Origin of the sequence: Flavobacterium sp. P21 (assembly GCF_050632225.1) — a bacterium.
Classification (GTDB): Bacteria; Bacteroidota; Bacteroidia; order Flavobacteriales; family Flavobacteriaceae; genus Flavobacterium.
The window spans coordinates 4632074-4646699 of the sequence record NZ_CP192585.1 but is presented as its reverse complement, the minus strand read 5'-3'; the positions used below and the strand labels follow the sequence as shown (position 1 = coordinate 4646699).

The following is a 14626-nucleotide window of genomic DNA, read 5'->3' as shown; positions in this document are numbered from 1 at the left end:
TTTTACTGGTTTTGGGAGTTGTTTTGTTCTTTTTGGGAGTTCTTAAAAGAATAAAAACTAATCGCTAGTTTTTCTATCTTAAAATATTTGAGCTTTTAAATAAAAGTGTTTTTAATAACCTTTATTTAAAAGCTCTTTTTTTATTGATACAATGCATTGATTTTTTCCCAAAGCGTTTTATCGAAATCAGATAAGGCTAGATTTACATTATCTGTCAGCATCTCCCATTCTAATTACAACCATTTTCTTGCTTGGAATTACGTAGATTTTCTGATCATTTTTTCCTAAAGCCATAAACATATCGCTTGGACCAGTTGGAATTACGCTTCCTTGAAAAGTAAGTTGTGATTGTGGTAAATGATAAGAAGCTTTTCCGTTCAGCCACCATAAGTAACCGTATCCTAAATTAATGTTTTGGGAAGTTGTTGTTGCGTCATTAAAATAAGCTTCGTTCAGAATGGTGGTGTTTTCCCATTTTCCTTTATTCAGCATTAACAATCCAAAACGCGCCATATTTCTTGTGTCACTGGTGTAAACACTGTTTACGCCAAGCTGAACCCAATTGCCATTCATCCCGATTTTGTCTCTTAATTTGCTGTTGAAATACGTTTCCCATTTTTGTCCGCTGGCTTTTTCGACAACATCTTGCAGTTTTACATAAACATTATGATACGCCCATCGTGTGCCTGCATCAGCCTTGTAGATTAAATTGGATGGTTCTATATCGTCTGTGCTGTCGTCTAATCCTGATGTCATGGTCAGTAAATGTTTGCAGGTAATTAGATTTTCCTGTGCTAATGTTTCGCTTGTCCAACCAGTGCCTAGGTATTTTGAAACTTTATCGTTTATATTTAATAGATTTTCTTGCTGTGCAATTCCTGTTACGGTCGATGTTAGTGTTTTTCCAGCACTAGCCCAATACCATGGTGTTGTTGCTGAATGTCCGTTGAAGTAATTTTCTAAAACGATTCGGCCATTCACTAAGATTATGAACGATTTGGAGTTTTTAAGTTGCAAATAATCTAAAAGAGGCTGAACAGCATTTTGGTTCCATTTTAAATCGGCTATTGATTTTGTTTCCCAAGTATTCCCTGTTAATGGCGGGAAATACATACTTTCTGAAGGAGTTGTCTCAGGTTCTGTAGAATCTTTGTCGCAACTTACAAACAATAAGATTGTCAGGATGGTGCAAATAGTTTTGGTCATGGTTTTTTGGTTTTAGTTTGGGGTTTGACCAAAAATATGTAAAATAGTTTAATGGGTTTTGCAAATTTTTATTTCTTTTGAGATTTATAAGTTTACCTTTGTACTTGACTAAATTTACTTTTGAAAACGGATGCCCTAGCCCTGCTGTCCGCTGTATCTTTTATGGTGGGGTTCACCATAAAAGATACAGCGGACAGCAGGAAATAGCTCCTAATTAATACTATAAATTATTATGAAAAACACTTTTATGATTTTGGTTTTGTCACTTTTGTTTGTGGGTTGCAAACAAGAGATCAAACCGGCAGATATTGCTAAACTTAATGGCTACTGGGAAATTGAAAAAGTTGTTTTTGATAAAGGTGAGGAGAAGGCTTACGGAATGAATGAAAACTTTGATTTTTTTAAAATTAAAGGGACGAAAGGAACGAGGACGAAAGTAATGGCGCAATTGGATGGGACTTTTTTGACTACGAATACTTTTGAGAATTTTTCGGTTAGATTTACAGATAAAGGAACTTTTTTGGATTACAAAACAGATTATGCGAAGTGGAGTGAGGAATTGATCTCGATTTCGGATAAAGAGTTTGTGGTGAAAAATGACCAAAATAAGGAGTATCATTATAAAAAAGCAGGACCAGTTAATATTTTAAACGATGGCAAAGAGACTAAATAACGAAAGTACGATTGGGGCTGTTTTGAAGCAAATTATTCAAACGAATAAGCTTCAGTCTGGAATGGATGAAATTGATGTTCGTGACGCTTGGAAACAACTAATGGGAAGCGGTGTGAATACTTATACGAGAAATGTTGTCTTGAAGGGAAGCACGCTTTATGTTGAATTGGGTTCGGCTGTTTTGAGAGAAGAACTAAGCCACGGGAAATCTAAAATCGTTAAAATGATTAATGAAGAATTGGGGCGAGATGTAGTTACAGACGTTGTTTTGAGATGATATTGTTTAAGTGTTTTTAAAAACAGCAATGATGATTCCATTGAAATCTAGATTTAAACTTCTGCCAATTTTGTTAATTTCGTTTTTGAATCTTTTTCCATTTTTGGCTATTTATATATATGTTATCTCTCCAAAGGAAACTGTTTTTTTCCTCTAGTAATGTTCGCAATTATTGCTTATTTGTGGTTTGCTCTAGTGAGGACAAGGATACATAAAGTAATAATTGAAAAAGATAATATAATAGTTAAACGTTATTATGGATTAGGGAAAACTCTAGTTTATAACTTTAGCAAATTAGATGGTTTTGTGACATTACTCGAAAATGGAAAACTGGGTATTTCTGAGTCTCTTTTTATTCTTGAAAATGGAAAAAGAGTTGTTTGTGTCTGTAGTTATTACCTAAGTAATTTTAGTAATTTGAAATTGGTTATAAAAGAAAATTTGCCTGATTTAGGAGAAATAAAAGGGCATGATAATATTTCCGAATTTTTAAAAAGTCATAAAAAAATCCATTCGCTTCAACGAATGGATTTTTTTATTTTGATAATTAAGTTCAAAATCTAAAATCTGAACTCTACAATCTATATTTATTAGAATTGCTCTCTTCCTGCAAAGTGGAATGCACTTTCGATAGCGGCTGTTTTCGTCGCTGTCAGATCCGTGAACTGCATTTTCTCCAATTGAAGTAGCGTATGCTTTACGAATAGTTCCTTCAGCGACTTCAGCTGGATTTGTAGCTCCAATTAAAGTTCTGAAATCTTCTACTGCGTTGTCTTTTTCTAAAATTGCCGCAACAATTGGTCCGCGTGACATAAATTCAACTAATTCTCCGTAGAAAGGTCTTTCTGCGTGAACTGCGTAAAATGCTTTTGCATCAGCTACAGTTAATTGAGTTAATTTTAATGAAACGATTTTGAAACCTCCATTAGTAATCATTGCTAAGATATTCCCGATGTGTCCGTTTGCAACAGCATCTGGTTTAATCATTGTAAAAGTTCTATTTGTTGCCATTTTATTGTGCTTTTTAAATTTTGTGCAAAAGTAGACTTTTTTTATGAATTGATTTTAATAAATTCATAATTTAAACATAACAGAATGATGTTTTAACCAATAAAAGCCTTTTGTGAAACCGTATTATGTAGAGATGCACAGTAGTGCATCTAACGCAAAGTTGATTTTGAAATAAAAAAAGACGCACTGTAGTGCGTCTCTGCATAATATGGTAAAAAAATTAGACCTTGAATATTAATTTATTTCTGTAGAAAATCCATAAAATAAATGTCCAAATACAAACATAAACTAATGCGCCAGCTAATGAAGCTGTCATAGGATTGGTGAAAAATGGTGCAATCCAAAAGTTGTATAAATAACTTAGTAGATTGATTTTTTCTTCAGGCTTATCTGGATTTTGAAATTCAATCATTATTAATGCCTGTGGAATAATTTGAGAACTAAAAAATACAATCATAGGGTTTACTCCCCAAATCAAAAACGGTTTGAAACCTTTTTTATAATCGGCAATGTCAATTATGTAATATAAAATAGTCAGGAATACGGTTGCCAGACCTGTTGTATATAAAACGTAACTGCTGGTCCAGATTGACTTGTTGATTGGGAAAACAAGATCCCAGATTAGTCCTAAAAATATTAGTGTAGTTCCAGCGATTCCCATTTTTTGTGCTTTTTGAATTTTAGTTATATCAAAAAGCAAAAGCTTTCCAAGTAATAAACCAATAATTCCGTTAACAATTGACGGAATTGTACTTAAAATTCCTTCGGGATCCCAAGTTACTGTACCATGATACATATGTCCTTTTAATAAAACACTATCCAGCCATGCGGCTAAATTTGTCCCTTTTTCAAGATTTGCCTCTCCAATTCCAGGAACTGGAATTAAAGTCATAAAAGCCCAATACCCAAACAATAAGATGATTCCAGTTAAGATTTGTGTTTTTTGAGATGTTTTTAAATATAAAAGTGAAACGACAAAATAAACAACAGCAATTCTTTGCAAAACTCCAGGAAGTCTTACGTCTTGATATGCTTCTATACCACTATAGGCTAAAAAGAGATAGATGAACAAAATCGAGAAGGCTAAAATATTTTTGACCTTTGAACTGAAACTACCCATTAATGCGTATCCGACAGCAATAGTTATGACCAAGCGCCCAATCAAAAGCGGAATACCTTCAAGTCCAAACAACTGAATTTTCCCGAAGAAGTTGAAGAAAATTCCCAAACAAAGCATTCGTAAGGAACGAATCAAGATTTTGTTGAAAGTGGTTCCGTCATAAAATTTATCGGGCATTGCGAGCGGAACCGCAACTCCCATAATAAATACAAAAAATGGAAAAACTAAATCGGTTGGGGTACAGCCATTCCATTCGGCGTGGAGCAGTGGCGGATAAACATGGCCCCAGTCTCCAGGATTGTTGACGATTGTCATTAATAAAATTGTGAGTCCGCGAAAGACATCTAGCGAAATTAAGCGTTCTTTTACCATTGGTTTTGGGTAAATAGGTTAGTTAATAATTTTAAAAATCGCTATTTGGTTTGGAGAATAATAATTTTGAGAAGATAGGTGGTTATTTGGTCCTCAAGAATTATTATATGTTTTTTTGCCACGAATTGCTTCGCCTGTTCGCTATCGTTAGGGTCACGAATTAATTAAATGAAAATTCGTGAATTCGTGGCTATTTTTTAAATTGTTATGATGTTAAAATTCATTTCTAATGGTTTCAGTTTTTGGATTAAAAGCGGAATCAACTGATCGCCTTTTTCCATATAAAATTCAGAAAAATTGCTTTGACGTTCTTGCAAACTATTATTTGGGAACAATTCGCATTGCAAATCTATAACACGTTGCAGTTGATCATTTAGGTTTCTTTTTTGGGCTTTTAATAAGCGTTTCTCTAAATTTTCTAAACCCTTTGTTTGCTTGGCTTCTTGTGCTTTTACGGCGCCAGAAAAAGATTTGTCAGTTTGATTTGCTAAGTTGTAAAGATATTCAAATTGTGTTTTTAGTGCTTCTTTTTGAGGTGTTAAATCAATTGGAAAAGCAGAAATTTTATGCGTAATCGCATTTACTAAATTCTCTTGTTTTGTAAATAAATCTTTCCAGCTTAAATTTAAATTATCGGCTTTTTTAGCTTGTTTTTCAGTTGTCAAAAGCACAGAATTTCGAACTAAAAGGATTGGAAAAGTAATATTTACAGCATCAAAAAAAGATTTCAATTCCAACCAATAGGCAATTTCTCCGCCTCCGCCAATGTAGCATAAATTAGGAAGAATAATTTCTTGATACAGCGGACGCATAATTACATTTGGACTAAATTTCTCTGGATTGCTTTCTAGCAAATTGAATATTTCGTCTTTTGAAAAAGCAATTTTAGTATTGTTTACATGGTATTTGTCGTTCTCAAAAATGATTCTTTCACGCAAATCATCTTCAATATAAAACAAATTAATCTCGCGCGGATTTACCTGAACGGTATAATCTTTTAGTGATTCAATTGTTTTTTGAACCGCTTTGTATGAAGTGTTTTTTTCTAATTCTTCTTTAGCAAACGGAATAAAAGCTTGCTTCAAAGTATTATCATCTGCATCAATAATAACTAATCCATAATTTGAAAATAAGCTGTCAGCCAAAAAGCGTGTTGCGTCAGCCAAATTATCATGCTTCAAATAAGCATCTTCAAAAAGCTTTTTTAGCGTATTTGCATTTGTGCTCGATCCTAATTCTAATGAATATATTTCTAAAAATTCAGCTAAACCTTCAGTTGAAAGTCGGCCCACAGGGCCAGTACTTTCTTTATTCCATCTGAATTTTTTTCCTTTAAAATTAAAATAATTGATTTCTTCAAAATCATGATCTTCAGTCGCCATCCAATAAATCGGAACAAAATTATTTGAAGGATATTTTGACTTTAATTCTTTGGTCAAATTAATTGTTGAAATGATTTTGTACAAGAAATATAAAGGTCCGCTAAATAAATTTAACTGATGCCCGGTTGTAATTGTGAAAGTATTTTCGAGTGCTAAAAGCTCAATATTTTGTTTTGTTGAATCTGAAATCTCAATATTTTGATATTGTTTTTTTAATGTTTCAACCAATGGGATTCGGTTTTTATTATCAAAATTGGATTTCTTTTCTTCGATTTGTTTTTCGAAATTTTCCAAAGTTGGAAAATTATTATATAAAGATTGAAGTGCTGGTTTTTGATCTAAATAATCTTGTATCAAGGCAGAGAAATATCCTGAGGTTTGATAGCTGATACAGTCGGTAGGCATAATTTTAGATTTATTTTTGATAGCTGTAAATTTAATGAAAATATACAGTTAAAAATGTTTTTAACGATAGCTTATGATTTGATTTTTTGTTAATGATTATTAAAGGTCATAAAATCAAGTTTTTAATTTTAGCCGAAATAAAAATCTGTAAAATGTAAAATATATGAAATTTGTTAAAATGCAATTGTTGTTTTAAAACTATTTCTGTTAAATATGAATTATTAATAATGAAACTATATTTTTGTAATCAAAAAAAGTTATATCTATTTTACATGAAAAATAACCCAAATCAAAAGAACTCATTAAAACACGTTCTTTTTGGAAGTCTTATAGGCACCACAATTGAATTTTTTGATTTCTATATTTATGCCAATGCCGCAGTATTGGTTTTTCCTCAATTATTTTTTCCAAGTGCCGATTCGACTATGGCGACTCTTGAATCGTTAGCTACCTTTTCGATTGCTTTTTTATCGCGTCCGTTGGGTTCAGCTTTTTTGGACATTATGGAGATAAAATTGGGCGTAAATTTACCTTGGTTGCGGCTTTACTAACAATGGGAATTTCGACCGTTGCAATTGGATTTTTACCGAGTTATGCTAGTATTGGGGTTGCGGCGCCTTTATTATTAATGCTTTGCCGATTTGGCCAAGGAGTTGGTTTAGGCGGAGAATGGGGCGGAGCCGTTTTGCTTGCGATCGAAAATGCGCCACCGCATAAACGAGCTTGGTATGGAATGTTTCCGCAATTAGGCGCGCCAATTGGGTTGTTGCTTTCTGGCGGAACCTTTTTATTGCTGACAGATTCTATGAGTAATGAGGATTTTATGAATTATGGCTGGAGAATTCCGTTTATTGCCAGTGCGCTTTTAGTGGTAGTAGGTTTTTATATCCGAACAAAAATTACAGAAACACCTTCTTTTGAAACTGCTAAGAAAGAACAAGAAGAGATTAAAGTGCCTTTCTTTGAGTTGGTTAAATCATATAAGAACCAATTGATTTTTGGAACTTTTGTCGCAATTACAACTTTTTTGGTTTTTTATTTAATGACCGTTTTTACGCTAAGTTGGGCAACATCAGATTTAGGAATCGTTAAAAGAGATGGATTGTTGATTCAATTGTTCTCAGTATTGTTTTTTGCGCTTTTTATTCCGGTTTCGGCTGTAGTGGCTGATAAAATTGGACGCCGAAAAATGCTTATTTTGGCTACAGCGGCGATTGCAATTTTTGGATCTTTCTTTTCATTCTTTTTGAGTACAGGGAATATTGCGTTAGTGGCTACTTTTGCTTGCATCGGAATGGCTTTAATGGGATTCACTTATGGCCCGTTGGGAACCTTTTTATCCGAGTTGTTTCCTACGAATGTTCGTTATTCTGGCGCCTCTTTGACTTTTAATTTAGCAGGAATTCTTGGTGCGGCTTTTGCGCCAATGATTGCTATCTGGCTGGCTAAAACATACAGTGTAAGTTATGTTGGTATATATTTAATGATAGCCGCTTTTATTTCGTTGATTTCTCTATTCGTGATTAGTAAGGACGAGCATAAGTTTTAGTTTAATTTTCAATTATATAAAAAAGCGAGCAATAAGAAAATTGTCGCTTTTTTTGCAAATTAAAAAAGTATTTAGATATTTGTCTAAATGTTTAAATAATGAATGAGATTTTTAAAGCATTAAATGATGCAACCCGAAGAGAAATTCTAGAACTTTTGAAAGAGAGAGATTTGACAGCGGGAGAAATTGCCGATGCTTTTAATATTTCGAAACCCAGTATTTCTCATCATTTAGATATTTTAAAACGAGCAGATTTAATTACATCTGAAAAAAACGGGCAATTCATTATTTATTCCATCAATACCACCATAATGGAAGATGTTTTGCAGTGGATACTAACCTTTAAGAAATAAAAAAATGAATTTAGAATTTAAAAAAGAGCTTCCAATTATTGGAATTGTTCTTATTCCGTTTGCGTATTTGGCATTTATTTGGAACAGTCTTCCGGAAAAAGTACCAATTCACTGGAATATGAATGGCGAAATTGATAATTGGGGAAATAAGTTTAGTTTGTTGCTTTTAGTTTTTATGCTTCCTGTTTTAATGTACATAATACTATCAGTGGCGCCAAAAATTGATCCTAAAAAAAGGATTTCTTTAATGGGGAAAAAGTTTTATCAATTAAAGTTTTTTTAGTGTTGTTGATGTCTTTGCTTTCTTTGTTTCTTCTGTATGTTGCAAAAAATCAATCTACTTCTAGTCTAAATTTTATGCACATATTAGTCGGACTTTTAATAATGGTTTTAGGGAATTATTTTAAAGTTATTCAGCCTAATTATTTTATCGGGATTAGAACACCTTGGACGCTGGAAAACAAGGAAGTTTGGAAAGCTACTCATACGTTTGCTGGTAAGCTTTGGTTTTTTGGAGGCTTTTTTATTGTTCTTGGAGGTATCCTGTTTTCGGGCTTTATTTTCGCGAAAGCGTTTGTTGGTATCGGAATTACTTTGGCTTTAGTGCCAGTTGTCTATTCTTTTTTCAAATTCAAGCAATTGGAGAAAAAGAAGGAAATCATAATTCTTAATTATTTAAAGCATCTAAAAAATGATAAAAACAATACTTATTATAATTACAGCTTTAATTTCATTTATAATGAATGGGCAAGAAATAGAAGGACAATGGAATGGACTTTTGAAAGTGCCCGGAACGCAATTAATAGTTGTGTTTAATGTCAATAAAACTGAAACCGGATACAGTGCGACAATGGACAGTCCTGATCAGAAAGCTATGGGAATTCCGATGGAAAAAGCGAGTTTTGAAAATTCAGTTTTAAAATTGGAAATGCCAAAAGCTCTAATTTCCTATGAAGGAACTTTGAATAAAGACAATACTATTATTGGGAAATTTACGCAAGGCGGACAATCTTTAGAATTGAATTTGTCTAAAGAATTGCTTCAGAAACAAGTTTACGGGAGACCTCAAGAACCTCAAAAACCATATTCATATTATACTGAAGATGTCAAATTCGAAAATAAAACAGATAAAGTAGTTTTGGCCGGAACGCTGTCTCTTCCTAAAAAAGAGGGTAATTTCCCGGCTGTGATTTTAATTTCAGGAAGCGGTGGACAAAATAGGGATGGAGAAACTCTAGGACATAAACCATATCTTGTTTTGGCCGATTTTTTGACCAAAAATGGTTTTGCAGTATTGCGTTTTGATGATCGTGGTGTTGCACAATCATCAGGAGATATTTCAAAAGCTACAACTGCTGATTTTGCGCGAGATGTTCAGGCCGGAGTTGATTATTTGCAAACCAGAAAAGAGATTAATAAAAAGAAAATTGGATTAATAGGTCATAGCGAGGGGGAATAATTGCTCCAATTGTTGCTGGAAATTCATCTGCAATTGATTTTATTGTTTTGCTGGCAGGACCGGGAATTCGAGGCGAGAAATTATTGCTTTTGCAAAAGGAAGCAATTGAAAAAGTAAGTGGTGTTCCAGAAAGTGAAATTCAAAAAGCACAAGAAATTTTTAGAGGTGCTTATGATATTATTATTGCCTCTTCTGTAAATGATGAAAATTTGAAAAAAATATCATGGCTTATTTTACGTCGAAATATAATGTTGATTTTGCAAAAACATTGACGCGACAAATTACAAATAATTGGATGTATTATTTTTTAAAAATGGATCCAGCGGTAAATTTAGCAAAAGTAAAATGTCCAGTTTTAGCACTTAATGGCAGTAAAGATTTGCAAGTTCCTGCTACTCTTGACTTAGAAGCTATTAAAAATGCGTTGTCAAAAGCAGGGAACAAAAATGTAACAACAAAAGAACTTCCTGATTTAAATCATATGTTTCAGGAATGTCAAACAGGTTCTCCCGAAGAATATGAAAAAATAGAGCAGACTTTTTCGCCTATAGCTTTAGAAGAAATTTCAAGCTGGATGGTGTTGCAGACGAAATAGATAAATTTTGAATTTATGAATTGAAGTTCGCATTGATTTAAATCTTTATTTAAATCAATGCGAACTTTGTAATTAAATCTATCTTTTCAAGCTAAAATGTCCTCTAAATTCTTTTCCATTTGCTCTGGTCACAATAAACCAATAATCTGAAGCAGGTTGTTGTTGGCCTAGATAATTTCCATCCCAAGCAGTACCGTTGCTTAATTCTTTAATAAATTTCCCGTATCGGTCAAATATTCTAATTGCGGTATTTGGTGCCAAATAGGCAAAATCTATTGTCCAATGATCATTGTAACCATCGCCATTTGGCGTAAAGAATTTAGGAAAAGGAAGCTCGTCTACAAAATTGATGCAATTTCCAGCAGTTGCTTCAAGAACATTGATAGAAACAGGAACTCTGCCACTTTCACAATTATTTATTTCTTCTGATGCATAATAAGTCATCCCGTTTTCAAGTAAAGTTGATTCGGACAAACTTATTGTCGAAGTTGGACTTTCAAACCATTTTAAGTTTTCGCCTGAAATAGTAATGTCACTAATTTTTGCCTTCTGTTGCACACAGAAGGTTTGAGGAGAAGAAGCGATAGGGTTTTGAGGATCTTGAATTTTTACAGAAACAGCAAATCTTTGGCTCTCGCAATTATTAAGTGTTTGGCTTGCATAATACGTCTGATTTTGCAATAAAGTTGTTGTTGGCAAAAGCGCCCCGTTTGTTGAAGAATTGTACCATTTGATATTTGTTCCAATGATATTAAGATTTGCAATTGTAGCATTTTCATCAATACAAAAAAGCTGACTGCTATTTCCTGTTGGCATAGCAGTGTCATAAACACGAACTAAAACTGGAGTTCTGTCGCTTTCACATCCAATAGTTTGTGAGGCATAATACGTTCTGTTGTTTTCTAATAAAGTTGTGTTAGGCAAAGTTGATGCAGACATTGCAGTATCAAACCATTTTATGTTTTGTCCAGAAATTTGAATGTTGTTTAATGTTGCATTTTCGCTTTTACAGAATGTCTGATTTGCATTTGCAGTAGGTGCAGGCGGTGTATTTACAATCGAAATCGTAACTCCAAATCGAGGTCCTTCGCAACCATTTACAGTTTGTGAAGCGTAATAGGTTTTTCCGTTAACAAGACTTGTTGTTTCTGATAATAAAGAACCATTATTTTGCGCATCATACCATTTTATCGTGGTTCCAGTAACTTGAATATTAGCGATTGTTGGAGTTTGGCCTGTACAAAATGGTTGATTTGTATTTCCTGTTGGTGCAGGAGTGACTTGGATATTAATTGTAACTGGAATTCTATTGCTTTCGCAACCGTTTATAGTTTGCGAAGCATAATAGGTTGTCTTATCTTGAGCTACAGTTGTAGGTGAAACAAGTGTTCCGTTTGTTAAGTTACTGTACCATTTTATGTTTTGACCTGTTATTTGAATTTCATTTAAAGTTGCATTTTGCTGAACACAAAAAGTTTGTGGAGAATTTGCTGTTGGCAATGGCTGACTTGTAATGGTTACAGTTTGGTTTTGCGTAGATGAATTTCCGTTCCCATCGTTATAATTCCAAACAATTGTATAATTTCCTGGCAAAGCATAAGACAACGGACTTGTGGTTGTTGCATTGATTACTCCTGCACAAGCATCATTAGCTGTTGGAATTGTTGTGACCGTCGTATTGCAATCTCTTGTTATTGTTGGAAGAGTTGCTAAAACTGGAATTGGTGGTTCAATATCTCCTATTATTACTTGAATGTCATATTTTTTTCGCATCCACAATTATCACTTGCTGTTAAATGATATGTACCACTATTTGCATTTGTTACATTTGTGATAATTGGATTTTGTAAGTTGCTTGAAAAGTTATTAGGACCAGTCCATACATAATTATAACCAGGATCAGCATTTAAATTTAGGGTTTCGCCAAGACAAACTGGTGAATTGCTGGTTGGATTTGCATTAATATTACAATTCGTTTCTTCTGAGAATTTCATTAGATAGAAATTTTTAGGGCCTAAAATGTTGGATTGATATGAATCTTGATCCGCAATTCCATCATTAATCATAATAGATGTTCCGCCAACGACAATTTGATTGTTTTTAATTGTTATTCCGGTTTGACTATATTGGTCGAATCCTCCAATATAGCTCCCCCAAATAAATTCTCCATTTTTTGAAAATTTACCAATATATCCTCCAGAATAACCTGTTCGTTTGTATGCACATAAACTTGTTATTGAATTGTCATACCCACCATTTCCTCCAATGTATAATGCATTATTTGTAAAAACAAGGGAATAGATTTCGGTATCAAGCCCTAAATATGATCCCCATAATCTCTGTCCATGTTGATCCAATTTAGCAAAAAAGCCAGTATTGCTATATATGCTATAATCATCAAAAGAATTTGGAGTGGCAATGTTTTTTGAACTATGTGATTCTCCTCCTATATATATATTATTTTCATCGTCAATTTCAATTGCGTGAATTTTATCAATAGACTCTCCTCCATAATATGTGCTCCATATTCTATCTCCATTTAAATTTAATTTAAATACTATCCCGTTACTGGAAAAATTATTTTTGTCGTAAAGATCTTCTTGAAAAACACCAGGTGTTGAAATATTATCTGCACCATTGGAAAATCCTCCAACCGCTATAAAATTTTCTCCTACTTTAATTGCTCTAAATTCATCTGTTCCTTTTCCGCCATATAATTTTTGCCAAAGAAGAGTTCCATTAGGATTGTATTTAGTTATAAATCCATCACCTATTGGCGAGTTAAAAATATTCTCATAATGATTAATTGCAAAACTACCAACCATGAAAATGTTATTGTCTTTATCAATATCAATACTATACGCGACATCATCATAACTTCCTCCAAAATAAGTACCCCAGAGTCTCACACCCGACTCATTAAATTTTACCAAAAATGCATCATCATATTGGTTTTGGTAAGAAGGAGTTATTGGTCCCATGGTGCTAATGTTTTTTTTGCTTTCAGTTTGACCTGCAATAATAACATTGTTTTGGAAGTCAGTTTTAATTGAATAGATCTTGTCCAATTTTTCTCCTCCATAATACGTTGCCCATATTTTTTTCCCGTGGGAGAAAATTTTACTATTATTCCATCGTAATCCATCGTGCCAGGATTTCCAATTGTGACTTGATGAGCACCTGATGTTGCATATGATGAATTAGAAATCGAAGTAATTCCGGCTAAATAATTATTGCCAAGTAAATCCGTTGCGATACCAGCAAAAGCATTTCCACCATAATTTTCTTGATCACCATAGAATGTTCCCCAAAGACGAACTGGCACCGGATCAATAACAACAGTTTTCCCATTTACAGTATTAGAGGAACCAAAGCCATAAACATCTTTCTTTATCTTTCGATACTCGACAGCAATTTCCTTTTTTGTATTTCCATCTTCAATCCAACTGGCTGGCAATGTTTCCTCCATTTTTCCAAAACGAACATTCATTAGGATTTTGTTGTCAACCAAATATGTTTCAGCACCATTAAATTTCAATTGAATGTCTGAAATTTTTCCTTTCGGATGAATTACGAAATTATACTCAACGGTTTTCTGAGGGTCAGCAGGAATTGTAAAAACAACATCAATGTTTGGATAAATGTTTTTATAAGTAACTTGTTTGAATTGATAAACACCGAGAACTCCTTCGGGTTTGTTTGGAACATTATAATAGTTGTCAAAATCAGTTGATTTTTGTTCGGCAATTAATTCAACTTTAGAATTTGAATTTACAAAGTCAATATCGATTCTGTGAAAAGTATATTCTAGTTTAAAATTAGTTTCTTGTTCATTTTTGTTATTTTGAAAATGTGAAGAATTTTCTCGTTCATTTCTAGGATCTTTAGTTTCTGTTAAAGGAATCTTTTTTACTTCATAAATATCATATGAAAATCCAGTTTTCTTCAATTGTACATTTAATCCGTTGGAATTTAATAAATACAAAACTGAAGTATTCAGCTTTCCTTTTTGATCAACAATCTGACCTTTATTCTCTTTGAAACCAATAGATTGGTTTTTGTTTTGAGAAAATAATTGGGTGCCAACTAAAAAGAAAATTAAAAGTAGTTTTTGATTCATTTAAACTGATTTGCATTGTCGCAAATGTAATTAAATATCTACAAAACAAAACCAAAAATTCAAACCCCAGAACATTAAAATCTTTTCCTGAAAAAGTCCCCAAT

16 protein-coding genes and 2 pseudogenes are annotated in these 14626 nt (G+C 33.1%); 11 read left to right on the top strand and 7 right to left on the bottom strand.

Annotated features, from left to right (window positions below):
• Nucleotides 1-140: 140 nt before the first annotated feature.
• Nucleotides 141-1206 (bottom strand): annotated as a pseudogene (locus ACQ9BO_RS23275) (serine hydrolase domain-containing protein).
• Between the two features lie 232 nt (nt 1207-1438).
• On the opposite strand from ACQ9BO_RS23275, the gene ACQ9BO_RS23270 reads away from it, so the two are divergent.
• The 3 genes from ACQ9BO_RS23270 (at nt 1439) to ACQ9BO_RS23260 (ending at nt 2720) form a co-directional block, all read left to right on the top strand.
• On the top strand, nt 1439-1879 hold the full coding sequence (locus ACQ9BO_RS23270) for a hypothetical protein (RefSeq protein ID WP_431242677.1): 441 nt from the start codon (nt 1439-1441) through the stop codon (nt 1877-1879).
• A complete protein-coding gene (locus ACQ9BO_RS23265; protein WP_431242676.1) occupies nt 1860-2156 on the top strand; it encodes a DUF721 domain-containing protein in 297 nt (98 codons plus the stop codon). Before ACQ9BO_RS23270 ends, ACQ9BO_RS23265 begins: the two co-directional genes overlap by 20 nt.
• 159 nt (nt 2157-2315) lie before the next feature.
• Nucleotides 2316-2720, top strand: coding sequence for a hypothetical protein (locus tag ACQ9BO_RS23260; protein WP_431242675.1), 405 nt, complete (start codon nt 2316-2318; stop codon nt 2718-2720).
• Nucleotides 2721-2746: 26 nt separating this feature from the next.
• Here ACQ9BO_RS23260 and ACQ9BO_RS23255 read toward each other — a convergent pair.
• From ACQ9BO_RS23255 to bshC, 3 genes and pseudogenes are all read right to left on the bottom strand, one after another.
• Nucleotides 2747-3167: pseudogene (locus ACQ9BO_RS23255) on the bottom strand (nucleoside-diphosphate kinase).
• Between the two features lie 220 nt (nt 3168-3387).
• Nucleotides 3388-4659: an acyltransferase family protein gene (locus ACQ9BO_RS23250; protein WP_431242674.1), complete on the bottom strand. Its 1272-nt coding sequence runs from the start codon at nt 4657-4659 to the stop codon at nt 3388-3390.
• Nucleotides 4660-4856: 197 nt separating this feature from the next.
• The gene (bshC, locus tag ACQ9BO_RS23245; protein ID WP_431242673.1) at nt 4857-6446 is read right to left on the bottom strand and encodes a bacillithiol biosynthesis cysteine-adding enzyme BshC; all 1590 of its coding nucleotides are present in this window, start codon (nt 6444-6446) and stop codon (nt 4857-4859) included.
• Between the two features lie 272 nt (nt 6447-6718).
• On the opposite strand from bshC, the gene ACQ9BO_RS23240 reads away from it, so the two are divergent.
• The 8 genes from ACQ9BO_RS23240 (at nt 6719) to ACQ9BO_RS23205 (ending at nt 10402) form a co-directional block, all read left to right on the top strand.
• Nucleotides 6719-6997, top strand: a complete 279-nt coding sequence (locus ACQ9BO_RS23240; RefSeq protein WP_431242672.1) for a hypothetical protein — start codon at nt 6719-6721, stop codon at nt 6995-6997.
• Nucleotides 6886-7995 (top strand): MFS transporter, encoded by a 1110-nt coding sequence (locus ACQ9BO_RS23235; RefSeq protein ID WP_431245195.1) that lies wholly within the window; start codon nt 6886-6888, stop codon nt 7993-7995. Before ACQ9BO_RS23240 ends, ACQ9BO_RS23235 begins: the two co-directional genes overlap by 112 nt.
• A gap of 98 nt (nt 7996-8093) precedes the next feature.
• On the top strand, nt 8094-8348 hold the full coding sequence (locus ACQ9BO_RS23230) for an autorepressor SdpR family transcription factor (RefSeq protein ID WP_431242671.1): 255 nt from the start codon (nt 8094-8096) through the stop codon (nt 8346-8348).
• A gap of 4 nt (nt 8349-8352) precedes the next feature.
• A complete protein-coding gene (locus tag ACQ9BO_RS23225) occupies nt 8353-8631 on the top strand; it encodes a DUF1648 domain-containing protein (RefSeq protein ID WP_431242670.1) in 279 nt (92 codons plus the stop codon).
• A 74-nt stretch (nt 8632-8705) separates the two neighbouring features.
• Nucleotides 8706-9164, top strand: a complete 459-nt coding sequence (locus tag ACQ9BO_RS23220; RefSeq protein ID WP_431242669.1) for an SdpI family protein — start codon at nt 8706-8708, stop codon at nt 9162-9164.
• Nucleotides 9088-9807: an alpha/beta hydrolase family protein gene (locus ACQ9BO_RS23215; RefSeq protein WP_431242668.1), complete on the top strand. Its 720-nt coding sequence runs from the start codon at nt 9088-9090 to the stop codon at nt 9805-9807. The genes ACQ9BO_RS23220 and ACQ9BO_RS23215 overlap by 77 nt, the downstream gene beginning before the upstream one ends.
• Nucleotides 9808-9896: 89 nt before the next feature.
• The gene (locus ACQ9BO_RS23210; RefSeq protein ID WP_431242667.1) at nt 9897-10079 is read left to right on the top strand and encodes a hypothetical protein; all 183 of its coding nucleotides are present in this window, start codon (nt 9897-9899) and stop codon (nt 10077-10079) included.
• Nucleotides 10031-10402: an alpha/beta hydrolase family protein gene (locus ACQ9BO_RS23205; protein WP_431242666.1), complete on the top strand. Its 372-nt coding sequence runs from the start codon at nt 10031-10033 to the stop codon at nt 10400-10402. The genes ACQ9BO_RS23210 and ACQ9BO_RS23205 overlap by 49 nt, the downstream gene beginning before the upstream one ends.
• Nucleotides 10403-10480: 78 nt before the next feature.
• Here the strand turns inward: ACQ9BO_RS23205 and ACQ9BO_RS23200 are convergent, their stop codons facing one another.
• From ACQ9BO_RS23200 to ACQ9BO_RS23190, 3 genes are read right to left on the bottom strand one after another with little or no spacing between them, the layout of a single operon-like run.
• Complete coding sequence (locus tag ACQ9BO_RS23200; protein ID WP_431242665.1) at nt 10481-12175, bottom strand: T9SS type B sorting domain-containing protein; 1695 nt, start codon at nt 12173-12175, stop codon at nt 10481-10483.
• The gene (locus ACQ9BO_RS23195; protein ID WP_431242664.1) at nt 12148-13383 is read right to left on the bottom strand and encodes an immunoglobulin domain-containing protein; all 1236 of its coding nucleotides are present in this window, start codon (nt 13381-13383) and stop codon (nt 12148-12150) included. Before ACQ9BO_RS23195 ends, ACQ9BO_RS23200 begins: the two co-directional genes overlap by 28 nt.
• Nucleotides 13371-14522: a hypothetical protein gene (locus tag ACQ9BO_RS23190; protein WP_431242663.1), complete on the bottom strand. Its 1152-nt coding sequence runs from the start codon at nt 14520-14522 to the stop codon at nt 13371-13373. The genes ACQ9BO_RS23195 and ACQ9BO_RS23190 overlap by 13 nt, the downstream gene beginning before the upstream one ends.
• Between the last annotated feature and the right edge of the window lie 104 nt (nt 14523-14626).